At 52.7% G+C, this 17453-nt stretch carries 15 protein-coding genes; all 15 read left to right on the top strand.

Going from position 1 to position 17453, the window contains the following annotated elements:
• The first annotated feature begins 36 nt into the window (after positions 1-36).
• The 15 genes from alaS to M1136_02775 all read left to right on the top strand — a co-directional run bounded on the left by alaS (position 37) and on the right by M1136_02775 (position 17273).
• Positions 37-2646: an alanine--tRNA ligase gene (alaS, locus tag M1136_02845; protein ID MCL5074577.1), complete on the top strand. Its 2610-nt coding sequence runs from the start codon at positions 37-39 to the stop codon at positions 2644-2646.
• A gap of 17 nt (positions 2647-2663) precedes the next feature.
• Positions 2664-4100, top strand: coding sequence for a baseplate J/gp47 family protein (locus M1136_02840; GenBank protein ID MCL5074576.1), 1437 nt, complete (start codon positions 2664-2666; stop codon positions 4098-4100).
• A gap of 9 nt (positions 4101-4109) precedes the next feature.
• Positions 4110-4541 carry a Holliday junction resolvase RuvX gene (gene ruvX, locus M1136_02835; protein MCL5074575.1) on the top strand — a complete coding sequence of 144 codons (432 nt, stop codon included), beginning with the start codon at positions 4110-4112 and terminating at the stop codon, positions 4539-4541.
• Between the two features lie 47 nt (positions 4542-4588).
• Complete coding sequence (gene mltG / locus M1136_02830) at positions 4589-5668, top strand: endolytic transglycosylase MltG (GenBank protein MCL5074574.1); 1080 nt, start codon at positions 4589-4591, stop codon at positions 5666-5668.
• A complete protein-coding gene (hslV, locus tag M1136_02825) occupies positions 5665-6240 on the top strand; it encodes an ATP-dependent protease subunit HslV (GenBank protein MCL5074573.1) in 576 nt (191 codons plus the stop codon). The genes mltG and hslV overlap by 4 nt, the downstream gene beginning before the upstream one ends.
• A 163-nt stretch (positions 6241-6403) precedes the next feature.
• On the top strand, positions 6404-7927 hold the full coding sequence (gene hslU, locus M1136_02820; protein ID MCL5074572.1) for an ATP-dependent protease ATPase subunit HslU: 1524 nt from the start codon (positions 6404-6406) through the stop codon (positions 7925-7927).
• A gap of 285 nt (positions 7928-8212) precedes the next feature.
• Complete coding sequence (gene rpsB / locus M1136_02815; protein ID MCL5074571.1) at positions 8213-9058, top strand: 30S ribosomal protein S2; 846 nt, start codon at positions 8213-8215, stop codon at positions 9056-9058.
• Positions 9059-9208: 150 nt separating this feature from the next.
• Positions 9209-9655 carry an elongation factor Ts gene (locus tag M1136_02810; GenBank protein ID MCL5074570.1) on the top strand — a complete coding sequence of 149 codons (447 nt, stop codon included), beginning with the start codon at positions 9209-9211 and terminating at the stop codon, positions 9653-9655.
• An 85-nt stretch (positions 9656-9740) separates the two neighbouring features.
• Entirely contained in the window at positions 9741-10454 is a 714-nt protein-coding gene (gene pyrH / locus M1136_02805; GenBank protein ID MCL5074569.1) for a UMP kinase, read from the top strand.
• A gap of 158 nt (positions 10455-10612) precedes the next feature.
• A complete protein-coding gene (gene frr, locus M1136_02800; GenBank protein ID MCL5074568.1) occupies positions 10613-11176 on the top strand; it encodes a ribosome recycling factor in 564 nt (187 codons plus the stop codon).
• Between the two features lie 85 nt (positions 11177-11261).
• Positions 11262-11993 carry an isoprenyl transferase gene (locus M1136_02795; GenBank protein MCL5074567.1) on the top strand — a complete coding sequence of 244 codons (732 nt, stop codon included), beginning with the start codon at positions 11262-11264 and terminating at the stop codon, positions 11991-11993.
• A gap of 122 nt (positions 11994-12115) precedes the next feature.
• Entirely contained in the window at positions 12116-13288 is a 1173-nt protein-coding gene (locus M1136_02790; protein MCL5074566.1) for a 1-deoxy-D-xylulose-5-phosphate reductoisomerase, read from the top strand.
• A 95-nt stretch (positions 13289-13383) separates the two neighbouring features.
• Positions 13384-14451 carry a site-2 protease family protein gene (locus M1136_02785; GenBank protein MCL5074565.1) on the top strand — a complete coding sequence of 356 codons (1068 nt, stop codon included), beginning with the start codon at positions 13384-13386 and terminating at the stop codon, positions 14449-14451.
• Positions 14451-15545, top strand: a complete 1095-nt coding sequence (ispG, locus tag M1136_02780; protein ID MCL5074564.1) for a flavodoxin-dependent (E)-4-hydroxy-3-methylbut-2-enyl-diphosphate synthase — start codon at positions 14451-14453, stop codon at positions 15543-15545. The genes M1136_02785 and ispG overlap by 1 nt, the downstream gene beginning before the upstream one ends.
• A 12-nt stretch (positions 15546-15557) precedes the next feature.
• The gene (locus M1136_02775; GenBank protein ID MCL5074563.1) at positions 15558-17273 is read left to right on the top strand and encodes a proline--tRNA ligase; all 1716 of its coding nucleotides are present in this window, start codon (positions 15558-15560) and stop codon (positions 17271-17273) included.
• The last annotated feature ends 180 nt before the right edge of the window (positions 17274-17453 follow it).

The following is a 17453-nucleotide window of genomic DNA, read 5'->3' as shown; positions in this document are numbered from 1 at the left end:
AGAGGAGGGATGGTGTCTATCAGGAGCGGTGCACTAATGTTAAGCGCTGAAATTAGGAGGACCTTCCTCGAGTTCTTTGCAGAGAAGGGACATTTGATTATCCCTAGCTCGTCGCTAATACCGGAGGGTGACCCTACCTTGCTCCTTACTAATGCAGGAATGGTGCAGGTAAAACCATACTTCATGGGCGAAATCGCACCACCGCATCAGCGCCTCGCTTCCGTGCAGAAGTGTTTTCGCACCAGCGATATCGAGTCGGTGGGCAATGAAAGAAGCCTGACCTTCTTTGAAATGCTGGGCAATTTCTCGGTAGGTGATTATTTCAAGGGTGAAGCCATCGCTTTTGCCTGGGAGCTGGTTACCCAACGTTTTCACATGCCGGTGGATAGGCTTTGGGTAACCATCCACCCGGAGGACAATGAGGCCTACCAATTGTGGCAAGAACTGACGCCGTTGCCTGCGGAACGCATCGTGCGACTCGAAGAAAATTGGTGGGGGCCGGCGGGTGAAACTGGGCCGTGCGGACCTGACTCTGAATTGTATCTTGACCGGGGAGCAGGACTCGGGTGTGGTCGTCCTGATTGTAAGCCCGGCTGTTCTTGCGAGCGATTCCTGGAGTTCTGGAATTTGGTATTTATGCAATACTACCAGGATGAGCGTGGACAGCGAACACTTCTGCCCAAGAAACACATTGATACCGGGCTGGGCATAGAACGGGTGGCGATGTTATTACAGGGCCGTGCCTCTGTCTACGAGACAGACCTGTTTGCTCCCCTCATCCAAAAGGCGGCTGACTTAACGCGGGTACGTTATGGCAGCGATCCTCGCCAGGATTTCTCCCTGCGCGTCATCGCGGATCACAGTCGGGCCATAACCTTTCTTGTGGCCGATGGGGTTTTACCCAGTAATGAGGGGCGCGGCTATATTCTGCGCCGTGTATTGCGCCGAGCGATACGACATGGGCGATTGCTTGGACTTCAGCAGCCATTCCTGGTAGAGACGGCTGAGACGGTTATCGCCCTGATGCAGCATGCCTACCCAGAAATGTCCCAGCGTCGCGAATTCATATTGACCGTAATCGCCCTGGAGGAAGAACGATTCAATCAGACCTTGGGGATGGGCTTAACCGTCCTCGATGAAGTTATTCGTGAGACGAAAGCACAGGGATGGTCGGTTATCCCCGGTGAGAGGGCCTTTAGGATCTATGATACCTACGGCTTCCCCAAGGAGCTGACTGTGGAGGTAGCGGTAGAGCATGGGCTGGGCGTCGACCTGGAAGGCTTCGAGCAGGCGATGGAGCATCAACGGGAAACGGCTCGGGCTGCACATAAGTTCTCGCTGGCTCGAAAGGAAGAATGGGAGGCTTACCAGGCATTGGGGGACGTTCAGACCAAGTTTGTGGGCTACGAACAGTTAGAGTTATTAACTCAGATCGTGGCCCTACTCATTGATGGTGCCCTGGTTGATACAGCCTCAGCTGGTGAGGAATTAGAGATAGTTTTGCGAGAGACCCCATTCTATCCGGAGAGTGGCGGACAAGTCGGCGATACTGGGCTTATTCAGGGTGACGGTGGCCGTGCCGAGATCGAAGATACCCAGCGTCCTAAACCTGGACTAATCGTCCACCGCGGCCGGGTCGTTGAGGGACAGTTGCAGATAGGCGATGTGGTGCTTGCTCAGGTGGCCCAGCAGCGTCGCCACGATATTGCGGCTCATCACACGGCTACCCATCTTCTCCAGTGGGCACTGCGCAATGTTCTTGGCTCCCACGTCCATCAGTCGGGCTCTCTTGTGCTGCCGGACCATCTGCGGTTCGACTTCTCGCACCCGCGGCCATTATCCGAGCAAGAATTAGACAGTATTGAGGATTTGATTAACCAAAAGATTCGCGAGGATACCGTGATAGGTGCCGCTGAGACCAGCTATGCTCAGGCTATCGCCAGTGGGGCTATAGCCCTCTTTGGGGAGAAGTACAGCGATATTGTACGGATGGTGAAAGTCGGTGATTATAGCCTAGAGCTGTGTGGCGGCACCCATGTGCAGCAGACAGGGGAAATCGGTTATTGTCATCTCATCAGTGAGGTGGGCATCGGTACTGGTCTGCGGCGCATAGAGGCCGTGGCTGGACGGGCCGCACAGCAGTATGCTTCCGAACGGCTGCATCTGTTGGAGCGTTTGGAAAGGCGGTTGCAAACAGATGATGTGGAGAGCAAAGTGGAGACCCTGTTGGCTGAATTGCAGAGTCAACAACGACAGATAGTACAGCTCCAAAGGTCCTTGGCCCTGAAGCAGGTGGAGGCGCTCTTGGGCTTGGCTGAGGATGTTGATGGGATAAAGGTGGTGGCAGCCAAGGTGGACGCAGCGAGCATGGAAATACTGCGTGAGATGGGTGATATGCTGCGAGAGCAACTAGGGACGAGCGTCGTCGTTCTGGGGACAGTCATTGGCCGCAAACCGAGCTTTGTGGCCATGGTTTCACCGGATTTGCCCTTGCATGCTGGGCAACTGCTAAAACAGGTAGCGGCCATCGTTGGTGGGAGTGGTGGTGGACGAGCAGATATGGCTCAGGCTGGTGGGAAGGATGTGAGCAAGATGCAGGAGGCATTACGACTGGTGTCTAAACTGGTGAGGAACCAGAGGCATTGAGCTATCGGAGAGGTGAGGTGGCCACAGCTGGTCGTGAGGAGATCATCTATCTTGATGCCGATGATGATTTATCCTCCGTAAGGCGGAGACTGGCCAAATTGGAAGCCGAACAAGTGGCCCTGGTGCTGCCGGCGGGTAGGGATGTGTTATCCAGCCCAGCGGCCATGCGTATACTGCGCCGGCAGGCAAAGAAGCTTTCTATACGGCTGTCAATCATCAGTAACGATCCTACAGTCAGACGCCTCGCTCGTCAAGAGAGCTTAGCGGTATTTGGCTCCGTAGAAAGCTATCGGCATGCGGTGGTCAGGCACCCTATTCCCTCAACTCAGGGAAGGGTCAAGATATTGTTAGGTCTTAGCTTGACGGCCGTTTTCATCTCCCTTGTTGCCCTCACCGTTTATCTTTTAGTGCCTGAGATGACCGTCGTCCTCGCCCCGGCCTCACAACCTTTATCTGAAACAATGGAAATCAGGGCCGATCCATCTGTAAGCGTAGTGGATTACAAGGCACGGCGAATCCCAGCCCGAGCGGTCTCTCTACTTTTGGAGGGGTCAGAGCAGGTGCCAGTTACCGGTAAGAAATCGACTGGAAGCGCTAGGGCTGAGGGATATGTGACCTTCTCGAATCGCACAAACAATCCGATCGTCATCCCGAGTGGTACTTTAGTAAGCACCAACGATGATATCCGCTTTGTTACCTTAGGGGATGCTAATCTGGCAGCGATGCCCGGCCGCATCGCCCAGACCAAAATTGTGGCCGTCGAGCCGGGCAGTCGAGCAAACGTCGGTCGTCTTCAGATCACGAGGATTATTGGGAATCTAGGTTACCAGGTGGCTGTGTTCAACGAGGAGGCGATCAGTGGTGGAGGGGAGAAGGAGATCACCGTGGTAGCTGAGCGAGATAGGGAACAGGTAAGAAAAAAGCTGTTGGAAAGGATGAGGCAGGAAGCTCTTACCCAACTGAAAATGGGGCTAAGGGAAAATGAATCGATGCCGGAGCAGTCCGTCGAGCTGATCCCCTTGGAGGAGGAGTACGATAAGAAAGTTAGTGAAGAGGCAAGGGCCTTGAACTTAAAGGCCAAGCTACGCGCTAGCGGTACGACGTTCTATGTTAAAGACGTCGATAATCTAATTCGGCAGGGGTGGCAGCCGAGGCTACCACCGGGCTTTGTTATATCCAGTAGCACGCTCAAAATCTGGCCGGCGGAGATGATCAGACTTGATGGCCGAGACCTGGTCTTCCTCGTGCGAGTACAAGCGAAAGCAGTGGCCCAAATCAATGAAGACCGTATCCGACAGAGCCTGCGTTGGAAGACAGTATATGAAGCGAAGTATTATTTATCCAGATCTGCAATCTTGGCCAAGGAAGCGGAGGTTCGGATCGAGCCAGGTTGGGGGAAGAGAGCTTTACGGATACGAGTGCTGGTCGAGGGTGAGGCCACGGGTGTGGAATAGGATAGAACAGTGCGTCTACTGGGATTAGATGTCGGTGACAGGAGAATAGGCGTGGCAGTCGGCGATGTTGTGCTCTCCTTTGCTCGGCCCGTAACGGTGATCCAGCGCGTTTCTCTCAAAAGGGACCTGGCGCTGATCGCCAATTTGGTGCAAGAATATGGGATTGAGGCGATTGTCATCGGGGTGCCCAAACATATGAAGGGGACGATTGGCGAACAGGCGGAAAAGGCCCTATCTTTTGGTGAACATCTGCGACAGCATCTGGGGATAGAGGTGGTCTTTTGGGACGAACGATTGACTACAGTGGCGGCGGAGAAGATGTTGATTGCCGCTGGTGTCAAACGAACCGAACGTAAAAAGAAGATTGATGCCGCCGCGGCCGCTCTTATGCTCCAAAGCTATTTGGATTATTTGAATAGAATCACTAAACAGCCAGATTGAGGCTATTCGATGCAGCCGTAAAGGCGCTTTGTCTAGAGGGATTCCGATTGAAAAAAATTACCGTCATCCTTCTTTTCTTGATCACCTTTTCGCTGTGTACGATCAGTGCTCTCACTGTCAGCCGCTGGCAAGCGACGATCGCCGAATCCGCTCTTCTACATCTTAGTAGCTGGCTCGATTCTCGCCCCAGTACTGATCAACACCCAGTAAAATTTGTAGTCAAGGAGGGTGAAACGGCTGCGGCTATAGCCGAGAATCTGGAGTCGCAGGGATTGATCAAAAATCGCTGGCTATTCCGCTTGATGGTGAAGGTGCGCGGTGTAGAGAACCGTCTGGAAGCTGGTGATTACGAGCTTCGTGCTAACATGACGGTAAACGAGATTATTGATCGCTTACAACGGGGTCGCTACGTGGGTTCTCTGATCACCTTTCCGGAGGGCTGGCGGGCGCTGGAAATGGCTGATGCCGTAGAAAGACGAGGTATAAGCTCACGTGGTGACTTCATGCGAATCGTCACCGATGGACGTTTTGAGGCCGACTTTCTGGCCAGCCGGCCGAAGAACGCTTCCCTGGAAGGTTATCTATTTCCTGACACTTACCGCATCCCACCTAATATCACCCCTGAGCAGCTGGTGCAAGCTATGTTGGACAACTTTGGACGACACTTTACGCCAATGATGCGCCAACAAGCGGCTGATATGGGCTTAACTATCCATCAGGTGATAACCCTTGCCTCCATAGTGGAGCGGGAGGCACGTATGCCCAGCGAGCGGGCTACTATTGCCAGCGTTTACCTCAATCGTCTCAAAAGAGGTATGTTGCTTCAAGCAGATCCGACCGTGCAATATGCGTTGGTCAAGGGCAGCTCGACGGAGAGGGGTAGTTATTGGAAAAAGGCACTTCTCTATAAGGATTTAGAAGTTGATTCCCCTTATAATACGTACAGGTATGGTGGATTGCCCCCAGGGCCGATTTGTAACCCCGGGCTGGCAGCCATAAAGGCGGTTCTCGAACCGGCCCAAACTGATTACCTGTATTTTGTAGCTAAGGAGGATGGTTCCCATATTTTCGCCAGGACCCTGGAAGAGCACGCCCAAAACGTGCAGAAGTATAGAGGTGCACAATGATCAGAGCGACGACGGTTGTGGCTGTAAAAATCAAGGATCACATAGCTATGGCCGGTGATGGTCAGGTTACGATTGGCGAGGTCATTATGAAGCGCACGGCGAGAAAGATTCGTACCCTCTACCATGATCAGGTTCTAGCCGGTTTCGCGGGGGCCGTAGCTGACGCCCTGACCCTCTTTGAGAAATTCGAAGGCCACCTGGACAAGCATAGTGGTAATCTGAGGAAGGCCGCTGTTGAGCTGGCCAAGGAATGGCGGACGGATCGCTATCTACGCCGCCTGGAGGCATGGTTGATCGTTGCCAATGCCGAGCATCTATTGGTGCTTTCCGGTGATGGGGAGGTCATTGAGCCGGATGATAATGTCGTAGCCATCGGTTCCGGTGGCCCATATGCCCAAGCGGCGGCTAAAGCCTTACTAACCCACTCCGATTTAACAGCGCCGGAGATAGCTCGTAGAGCGATGGAGATCGCTGCTTCGCTTTGTATATACACCAATGACAATATCACCGTCTTGGAGCTACAACCGAACCGCGTGGCTGTTGGGGAGGAGTCTCGATCCAGCGATGCTTGACCATACTCCACCAGATCTACGATGCGGTTGTCTTTTTACCATCTCTTGTGCTAAACTGATTAGGGGAATAACCGTTATCCGTGATTGGACAAAAGGCACGGCCGTATCCGTAAGGATAAGGCCGTGACTTTTGGCTAAATGCTGGTTCACGGAGGCTGGAGTGATGGAGAATTTAATACCGAGAGTAGTAGTACAGGAATTAGATAGATATATCATCGGCCAAGCGGAAGCTAAAAAGGCCGTTGCTGTGGCCCTGCGTAACCGCTATCGCAGACGCCAATTGCCGGAGGATCTCCGGCGGGAGATTGCCCCAAAGAATATCCTTATGATTGGTCCGACCGGCGTCGGTAAGACAGAGATCGCTCGCCGTGTTGCAAAATTGCTGGACGCACCTTTTGTGAAGGTGGAGGCAACTAAATTCACAGAGGTAGGCTATGTAGGACGCGATGTGGAATCAATCATCTATGATTTAGTGGAAACTAGTGTGGAGATGGTTCACGAGCGGAAGATGCAGGAGGTTAAAGTGAAGGCTGAGAATCTGGCCACAGAACGGATCATCAGTTACCTTTGTGAACAATCGGTCCTGCCCGGTCAACGGGTGACGGCGAAGGCACAAGCGCAGTCGTCAAAAGCCATGGCTGGTGCCGGTGGCGCAATAACCGTCAGCGGCGAGCCTTACTCCTCTGGACAGGTGGAGGCATATCCAAGAGAGCGTACGGCGGAGCCAACATGTCCCGTTGCAGTTTCGGACAGGCGATCCGGACAGAGACCAGTCTCCTCCGATAAGAGGCATTTTATGCGTGAGCGGAAGCGAGTGGCCGAGCTGCTTCAGAGGAAAGAGCTGGAAGACGCCATCATCGAGATTGAGACAAACGCTGAGTTTGACACATTTAATTCAGTATTAGAGTTCTCCGGCGCTATGACCGTCGAAGAAATGACTGACGCCTTCCAGGAGTTTATGCAGAGCCAGAGTGCCTTGTCACAAAAGCGTCAGCGTAGGGTATCGGTCAAAGAAGCGCGGCGGATTCTTACCCGTGAGGAAGCAAATAAGCTCATCAACTTAGATGCGCTAGTCGAGGAAGCCTTGCAGCGTGTGGAGGAGACTGGCGTCGTCTTTATCGATGAGTTAGACAAGATTGTTGGTCCGCGCGTAGAGGCAGGGGCCGATGTCTCTGGTGAGGGAGTGCAAAGGGACCTGCTGCCCATTTTGGATGGTACACTGGTGCAAACTAGATATGGTCAGGTGCGTACTGATCACATCCTCTTTCTCGCTGCAGGATCCTTTCACAATAATAAGCCTGCGGACCTTATTCCCGAACTACAGGGTCGTTTTCCGTTGCGTATCGAGCTGCAAAGCTTGACCGAGCGTGACCTGGAGCGCATCTTAATAGAGCCGGAGAACGCTTTAACGAAGCAATATCAATCTCTCCTATCAACGGAGGGCGTTGAATTGGTTTTTGCGCCCGATGGGATTAGAGAGCTCGCTCATGTTACTGCTTCGATGAATGAGAGGATGGAGAATATCGGGGCTAGACGACTTCAAACGGTTATGGAGCGTGTGTTGGAGGACATCTCTTTTAACGCTCCGGAGTACAAAGGAGAGAAAATCATCATAGACGCTAGTTATGTGCAGGAGCGTCTACATGGCATCTTGGAGGATGAGGATCTAAGCAGATATATCCTTTGATCTTTATCTCGGCCATAAGGCGGTGTTACACTGTCTAGGCCGATGTTCGCATTCCACACACCTGTGGACCGATGGGGACGTGTCGGCCCCTCATCTTGGTGGGGATGATTGAAGGTTCCTCTGATGATGAGCCGATGCTCAGCGGGACGAAGCGGGTGGAAGGGAGTCTAGCGGGTCTTGATACGGCGATGGATAGCGAAGGTATCAGGACAAGGCAGTTCCCAAGCCCTTGGGAACTGCCGATGTCAATGAGGACTCGAATAACGTAATTAAAGGGGGATTCAAATGGCCAATTTGGTGTCAATGAAATTGCTTCTGGAAGCTGGGGTGCATTTTGGTCACCAGACGAGACGCTGGGATCCTAGAATGAAGCCCTATATCTTTACGGAGCGTAATGGTATCCATATCATCGACTTGCAACAGACTGTTGCCAGTCTAAACACAGCCTATAACTTTGTACGTGACCTCGTCATGCAAGGGGGGACGATCCTCTTTGTCGGCACCAAGAAACAGGCTCAGGAGTCGATAGGGGAGGAGGCAAAGAGATGCGGAATGTTCTATGTTAGTCAGCGTTGGCTTGGCGGTATGCTCACTAACTTTCGGACAATTCAAGGGAGAATAAGGCGCTTAGAAGAGTTAGAAAGGCTGAGGGAACAAGGCGAATTCGAGCGTCTACCCAAGAAAGAGGCGAGGCGTCTTGAGGAAGAGATGGCCAAGTTGGACCGTCTCCTCAGTGGTATTAGGGGAATGACCGATTTACCTGGGGCGGTTTTCGTTATTGATCCGCATCGAGAGAGGATCGCCGTTGCTGAGGCAAGGCGCTTAGAGATACCAATCATCGCCCTTTGTGATACTAATTGTAATCCGGACGAGATCGATTATGTTATTCCGGCGAATGATGATGCGATTCGGGCCGTTAAATTAATGTGTAGTAAAATAGCCGATGCGGTCCTGGAGGGAGCCCGAATTCGTGAGGCGCAGCTAGGCGAGGCTGCTTCCGAGGAAGTTGAACCGGTGGAGATCGCTGTTACCGAACAGATTGAGGAGGTCGAACCCATAGAAGCCGTTGAGGAGTCCGCTGAGGGGATCGAGATGGAGGGCTCTACTGAAGAAGCAGAAGCTTTTTCCTAGAGGGAAAGCGGTTGCTGAAGGCGCGGCTGATAAAGTCGTGTGTTTTTATATAATAACCTGATAATAGATTGTGGTTATCTAAGGAGGATCCAGTTGCACATAGCGGTGTCATCCATCAAAGAACTTCGCGAGAAGACAAGCGCCGGAGTCATGGATTGTAAAAGGGCGCTGGTTGAAGCGAATGGCGATTTTGACAAGGCCATGGATATTTTGAAACAACAAGGCTTGGCCCAAGCAGAGAAGAAGTCCGCTCGCGCTGTGCAGCAGGGCCTGGTCGAAGCTTATATTCATGCTGGTGGTCGCATTGGAGTCCTGGTGGAGGTTAACTGTGAGACGGATTTCGTGGCCAGGACGGATGAGTTTAAGTCTCTAGCCCACGATATAGCGATGCAGATCGCAGCCACGGCGCCATTATACCTCTCTCCTGAGGATATGCCAGCCGAAGTTGCGGCAGATGGGGCAGAAGTCTGTTTGCTTGCTCAGCCATTCATCAGGGAACCAAGTATAACGGTTGGGGAACTGATAACCTCTAAGATAGCTACCCTGGGCGAAAATATCAAGGTGCGCCGCTTCACCCGCTACGTGCTTGGCAGCTGAATGAAAAGGATGGTTATACTGCAATTTAGGTCACTGCTCCATAGGCTGCTAGGGCAGTAGCTATCGCCAGAGAGAAGAGGAGAAGGTGGTTACGTACAAACGAATCGTGCTTAAGCTGAGCGGGGAAGCTCTGCTGGGCGAAAGGCCTTACGGGATTGATCCAGATGTTCTTTCCGCCATTGCCAGGCAGGTGAGGCAGCTGGTTAATGAGCGGGGTATCCAGGTGGGTATTGTGGTGGGCGGTGGCAACATCTGGCGGGGTATGGCTGCTAGTGAGCAGGGGATGGATCGGGCCCAGGCTGATTATGCCGGGATGCTAGCCACAGTGATCAATTCTCTCGCCCTCCAGGATGCCTTGGAGAAACACGATATCGTCACTCGGGTACAATCGGCCATCAGCATCTTTGCTGTGGCGGAGGCCTACATTCGCCGTCGAGCAATCCGACATTTGGAAAAGGGGCGCGTGGTTATTTTCGCTGGTGGTACTGGCAATCCTTACTTTACTACTGATACGGCAGCAGCACTTCGGGCCGTGGAGATCGGGGCTGATGTTCTACTTATGGCCAAGAACAAGGTAGATGGCGTCTATGAGGATGATCCCCGTAAAAATCCCCAAGCGAAAAAGTTCGAACACCTCAGTTATATTGAGGCCCTCAATATGGGGCTGAAGGTGATGGATAGTACGGCGCTCTCCCTCTGCATGGATAATAAGCTACCCATCATCGTCTTCGATCTGGCAGTGGAAGGCAACATTGAACGGGTTCTTGCCGGAGAGAACATAGGGACGATAATCAGCTAATAGGCAATGTTGCTTCAGTCCGATCCTTCTGGGCTTCGCTGTGGATCTCGGAGAAGAACTAATCAAGGGGTATCAAATCCTACGGTGCCTCTTGACCAAGGGGCACAGGAGATGTTGTTCGGCAGTCTCAGTACTAGGCGTGATAGGGGGTGATCGTTGTGGTAGACGAAGTTTTGGCCGAGGCTGAAGGCAAAATGCACAAAGCGATTGAGTCTCTCCGCAGAGAATTGGCCGCCATACGTACCGGAAGAGCTAGCCCAGGGTTGGTCGAACGGATTCAGGTGGAATACTATGGTGTTCCAACACCTCTTATCCAGCTGGCGAGCATAACCACCCCTGCGTCAGAGCCCCACGTGTTAGTTATACAGCCTTGGGATAAGAATGCGTTCTCGGCCATCGAGAAGGCTATTCTCAAGTCTGATCTGGGATTGAACCCCGTTAATGATGGTAGGGTGATCCGCCTAATATTTCCTAAACCAAGCGAGGAGCGACGGAGAGAGTTGGTGCGCCTGGCCCGAAAGAAGGTGGAAGAGGGAAGGGTGGCCATTCGTAATTGTCGTCGGGACGCCCTGGAGGATCTGAAAGATCTCGAGAAGGAAAAGCTCATCTCTGAGGATGACTTGAGGCGGGACCAAGAACGGCTCCAAAAGTCCACCGATCGCTCTATCGAGGAATCTGATCATATCGGCGCGAAGAAAGAGGAAGAGATACTGGAAGTCTAGGCAAGCTAGGGATATAAAGCCTCATGCTTATTCCCTGGCCGCTTAAAGTACCTACTGGTAACAGCAGAATCAAGAAGGTAACAATTTGTTTAAACGTAATCAGAAACCAGCCAATCAGACCAGACAATTAACCAGAATTCCTCATCACGTAGCTATCATCATGGATGGTAACGGACGCTGGGCCAAGAAGAGGGGATTACCCCGTTTGGCTGGGCATCGGGCGGGTACCGAAAATATCCGTCCGATCCTAGAGGCGTGTGTCTCCTATGGGATAAAAACGCTGACCATCTACGCCTTCTCCACTGAGAATTGGTCAAGGCCACGCGCTGAGGTTGAGGGGTTAATTCGTATCCTGGCCGATGTCATTCAGAGGGAAACCCAGGCCCTACACGAGGGTGGGGTGCAATTACGTCATCTCGGTCGGCTTGATGGGTTACCCCCAGAGCTACAAAGGTCTATCCGTGCGGCCATCGAACTGACCAAAAATAATAGCCGTATTACTTTGAACGTCGCCTTCAATTATGGCGGGAGGGTAGAGATCCTAGAGGCGTTCCGTCGTATGATAGGGGACAAAATCGATTCCTCCCTTCTGAATGAGGAGGTGATGAATCGTTATTTATATACCAGTGGCCAGCCTGATCCAGATCTGATCATTCGGACGGCGGGTGAGATGCGCCTAAGCAACTTCCTTATCTGGCAGGCTGCTTATGCGGAATTTTATTCGACGCCGACCTACTGGCCAGATTTTGACAAAGAGGAGCTCTATAAGGCACTACTAGCCTACCAGCAGCGTGAGCGCCGTTTTGGTGGGATTTAGTTTATCTCCATGCATCTATTCAAACATAATGCTGAATTCTTATGCCAGCCCCTTGTCCTGCCAGAGGGGCTTCTCTATCAATCAACAGTATTGGCCGCTGAGCTCTCCATCAGGAGTTGGCTGTGAATCAGACAAAGCGGGTAGTTGTTCTTGGTAGTACAGGCTCTATTGGGAGACAGACCCTGCAAGTGGCCAAGGCGTTAGCAGACCATCTGCGGGTGATAGGTCTGGCTGCTGGAGGTAACGCAGAGTTGCTCCTCCAACAGGTCCAAGAGTTCAAACCACGCTTCGTTTATAGCCCTTCTTTGGTCCAGAATAGGACCCTCTTCCGGGAGAGGCTGTCGAAGGTCAATTGTCAGCTGTTGACCATGGAGGAGATGGTCAGCCAGGGTGAAGTTGACCTTGTGGTCATCGCTACTGCTGGTAAGGTTGGCCTTCCCTCCACCCTGGCAGCGATTCGGGCCGGAAAGAGGGTTGCTCTGGCCAATAAGGAGGTGCTGGTCATGGCTGGTGAGATCATGATGACGGAGGCCGCGGCCCATGGCGTAGATATTTGGCCGATTGATAGCGAGCATAGTGCTATTTGGCAATGCTTGCGCAGTGAAGCGGTTATGGATGGCCTGCGTGGTAATGATAAGATAACTCGTCTCGTTCTGACCGCCTCGGGCGGTGCCTTACGTGATTACGACAAGCCCAGGTTGGCTGCGGTGAGCCCCGAAGAGGTGTTACAACACCCTACCTGGTCTATGGGTAAGAAGGTGACCGTGGATTCGGCGACCCTTATGAATAAAGGTCTAGAGGTGATCGAGGCCCACTGGCTTTTCAAGGTGGATTATGAACGGATCACGATCGTGCTCCACCGGCAGAGTATAGTTCACTCTCTAGTGGAGTTCATAGATGGCTCAATGAAAGCCCAATTGAGCTTACCTGATATGCGTTTGCCAATCCAGTATGCTCTTACTTACCCGGAGCGTTTGCCTAATGCGCTGCCGCGCCTCGATCTTATCGAGATCAAACAATTGACTTTTGAGCCGATCGATCTGGATCGTTTTCCCTGTTTGCGTCTGGCCGGTCAAGCAGGGCGATCGGGAGGCACCTATCCGGCCGTACTAAGTGCGGCAGATGAGGAATCTGTCCAGATGTTTCTGTCCAAAAGAATCGGCTTTTTAGAGATCGCGACGGTCATCGAGGAAGTGTTATCCCAACACCAGTCCATAGCTAACCCTACCTTGGATGAGATCCTAGAGGCCGATAGGTGGTCCCGTCGTAAGAGCCAGGAGATAGTAGGTTGCTGAGCCCTATGCGCCCAAATAGGATGAGTGATTACTTAGTGCCTGTGTTACATGGAAGACAGAGACCACCGGCCAATCTTTCAGGGTGAGTAGATAAGGTGATCGTTATACTCGTTTCGCTATTTGTTCTTAGCGTGTCTCTTATCGTCCACGAATTGGGCCATTTCATTATGGCCAAGCTAGCTGGCATTAAAGTGGAGGAGTTCGGTATCGGCTATCCTCCGCGCCTTGCCGGGGTGAGACGGGGGGAGACCGTTTACTCAATTAATCTTATTCCCTTCGGAGCCTTCACGAGGATGCTCGGTGAGGAGGACCCGTCCCACCCACGCAGTTTTGCGCGGGCCAGCAAGCTATGGCGAACAGGCGTGCTGATGGCCGGTTCTGGCATGCATCTCCTCTTGGCTGTCCTGCTTTTCTCTGCGGCCTTTATGGCTGGTTGGCCTACGCCAATGGGCACACAGGTCGAGGTGCAAAAGGTGCTCCCCGATTCGCCGGCAGCAGCAGCAGGGATGAGGGAAGGCGATATTATTTTAGCTGTGGCTGGGCATCCAGTTTCCAATGTCGCTGAGCTGCGCCATTGGACTCGCGCTAATATTGGCAACCCTGTGACCATCCAGGTCGGGCGTAGTGGTCAAGACCTGGCGCTAACTGTTGTGCCCCGAGCGGCCAATGGCCCTTTAGGCATAGCCATCGTGGAACGCCCCCTAAAGATTGAGCCGGTATCCTATGGACCGTTAAAAGCCCTATGGCTTGGCAGCGGCCGAACATTTGAGGTGATCGTACTTACTGTATATATCCCCATTCTGATCATTCGTGGGCTCATCCCCGCCGACTGGGTGCGACCGATCGGTATCGTTGGCCTCTATCAGCTCACCAGTCAGGCGGCCGTCGAGACGATAACCACCGGCTGGTGGTTCCCTATATTGGGCTTATCGGCTGTACTCAATGTTGGCTTGGCCATCTCGAATCTATTGCCGATACCGGGATTAGATGGAGGGAGATTGCTCTTTGTGGCCATAGAGGCAATAAGATCAAAAAGGGTCAGCCCAGAGAAAGAAGGTTTGGTTCATTTGATCGGTATGACCGTGCTTATCGCCCTTATGCTGATTATAACCTATTTTGATCTCTTGCATCCCCTTCCAGCCATCGACTGGGGAGCTAAATAATGCTAAGGCGACGACCAGCGCGACAGATTTATATTGGCGATGTGGCCATTGGTGGGGATGCACCCATTGTGGTGCAATCGATGACTAACACCGATACCAGAGATGTAGAGGCGACCGTAAGACAAATCGAGGAATTGACCGAGTTGGGCTGCGAGGTGATCAGGGTAGCTGTGCCTGATCGGCAGGCTGCGGAGGCCATCGCTGAAATGAAGAAGCGGATTCGCATACCATTGGTGGCGGATATTCACTTTGATTATCGTCTGGCCCTGTTGTCCCTTGAGAGTGGGGCTGACGCCTTGCGACTTAATCCAGGTAACGTTCGTCGCCTTGAGCAGGTGAAAGCCGTGGTCAAGGCGGCCAAGGAACGCCACGTGCCTATACGGATAGGCGTTAACGCTGGGTCTTTGCCCCCCAGTGAGGGCTCTGCCCTTGGAAGCGACGCCATGGCTGAGGCCCAACCTATTGCTAATCGGATGGTTAATGTAGCTCTGGCGCAGGTGCGCCTTCTTGAAGAGATGGATTTTGACCTAATCAAGGTATCTCTTAAAGCCTTCGATGTTCCCACTACAGTAGAGGCCTACCGACAGATCGCTGCTAAGATACCATATCCGTTACATCTGGGTATTACGGAGGCGGGGACACCTCGGGCTGGAACGGTCCGTTCGGCGGTGGGCATCGGCATCTTGTTGTATTCTGGCATAGGAGATACTATCCGCGTGTCCCTGACCGATCGTCCCCACGAAGAGGTCAAGGTGGCCTATGAAATCTTGAAGGCGCTGAATCTAAGAGAGCGCGGCCCCACCCTTATCTCCTGCCCCAGCTGTGGACGGGCAGAGATCGATATTATCAAGTTAGCTAATGAGGTAGAGCAGCATTTACAGCAAGTGGAGGCGCCGCTACATGTGGCCGTGATGGGCTGTGTGGTTAATGGCCCGGGTGAAGCGCGCCAGGCAGATGTGGGGATAGCTGGTGGTGCTGGGCGAGGTGTTATTTTCCGTAAGGGAAGGGTGATACGTACAGTCAAGGAGGATGAACTACTGTCAGCCTTGCTGAAGGAGATTGATTTAGTAACCAGGGAACTTAAGTCTCAATAGGGAGGATCCGACTTGCGCTTATCACATTTATTCGGCCGGACCTTACGTCAGCCTCCGAAAGAGGCTGAGATGGTAAGCCACAGGCTACTGGTGCGGGGAGGTTTCGTTCGCCAGATTGCCGCGGGCGTTTACACCTTTATGCCTTTAGGCTGGAGGGTTATCCGTCGTATCGAGTCCATCATGCGCGAGGAGATGGATCGCATCGGTGGGCAGGAGATGTATATGCCAGTATTGGCACCGGCGGAGTTATGGCAGGAGACAGGGCGGTGGTATGAGATTGGGCCAGAGCTGGTGCGTTTCAAAGATCGTACCGAGCGTGATTTTGTCTTAGCAATGACACACGAAGAGACGATAACAGCGATCGCCCGCAATGAGATTCGTTCTTACAGACAGCTACCATTTATGTCCTATCACATTCAAACGAAGGTGCGTGATGAGGCTCGCCCGCGGGGAGGGTTGGTGCGCTTACGAGAGTTCATTATGAAGGATGCCTACTCCTTCCACCCCGATGCAAGCGATCTTGATGCTTTCTACCCCGAGATTTATCAAGCATATCATAATATCTTTCGCCGTTGTGGGCTGGAGGTGATAGCGGTAGAGGCCGATCCCGGTATGATGGGGGGCACCGGTTCCCATGAGTTTATGGTCGTCTCCGAAGCCGGTGAGGATGCCCTGGTAACTTGTGGAAAATGTGGTTACGCGGCCAATATAGAGAAGGCTCAAGCCGCTAAACGGCCAGCCATGGTGTTAGCTGAGGAAGATCAACGCCCCATCGAGGAAGTCAGCACGCCAGGTATAAAGACTATCGATTCTCTTGTAGAGTTCTTCAATTTGCCCCCTGAGCGCTTTCTGAAAACCGTAGTCTACACGATGGAAGGTTCCCTTATCCTGGTCGTCATCAGGGGGGATCTTGACATCAATGAGGCCAAGCTGGCTCGGGTGCTACGATCAGCCGACCTGCGGCTGGCTGACGAGGAGAATCTGCGGGCGGCGGGCATAGTGGCCGGTTTTGTCTCACCCGTGGGGTTAGATGGGGTAAGGGTGGTCCTGGATGATTCGGTATCCAGGAATAACTTCATTGCCGGTGCGAACAAGCCGGATACGCATTTGCGCAATGTGCGCTTCCCCCGTGATTTTCGGGCCGAGCTCGTCGCTGATATCGCTATGGCCAGGGCGGGTGACCCATGCCTGCATTGTGGATCGCCTCTTCAAGTGGGCCGAGGCATCGAAGTTGGTCACACCTTTAAGCTGGGTACGAAGTACAGTGCGGCTATGAAGGCCACTTATCTCAGGAGTAATGGGCAAGAGGCTACCATCGTCATGGGCAGTTATGGGATCGGTCTGGATAGACTATTAGCGGCTATAGTGGAGCAAAATCACGATGAGTTCGGCATAATTTGGCCACCTTCGGTGGCGCCGTATGGAATCTACCTTTGTGCCCTGGGCATGGACAATCCCCAGGTGGCCGCTGAGGCAGAGAGGGTCTATACGCAGCTGATGTCCGCTGGTTATAAGGTTTTGTTTGATGACCGCTTGGAGAGCCCGGGCGTTAAGTTCAATGATGCTGATTTGATCGGTATACCATTGCGGTTGACAGTAAGCCAACGGACACTCAAGCGGAGTAGTGTAGAGGTGCGGTGGCGCCGAACGCGTCAGGAGAAGTCGATCAATCTAGAGAACCTGGCCGAGACGATGCTCACTGACGTATTGCCTCGGAATAGGTGTTAATGCGTAATCATAATAAAAAGAGATATTCAACGCCCACCCCGCACACGCTGCGTTGTTGTTGTCCAGTGAAAATGTCACCCTAATTGTTCAGTGATTTTGTCACCATTACCTGCCTACGCCAAGGATGATTAGCTGCAGGCCGCCAAGGACTGGCCTTAGTTGCCTTCGGCAGCGAAACTG

It is taken from the genome of Chloroflexota bacterium (assembly GCA_023475225.1).
Taxonomy (GTDB): Bacteria; Chloroflexota; UBA6077; order FW602-bin22; family JAMCVK01; genus JAMCVK01.
The sequence above is the reverse complement of the archived record's forward strand: the minus strand, read 5'-3'. Positions and strand labels throughout refer to the sequence as shown.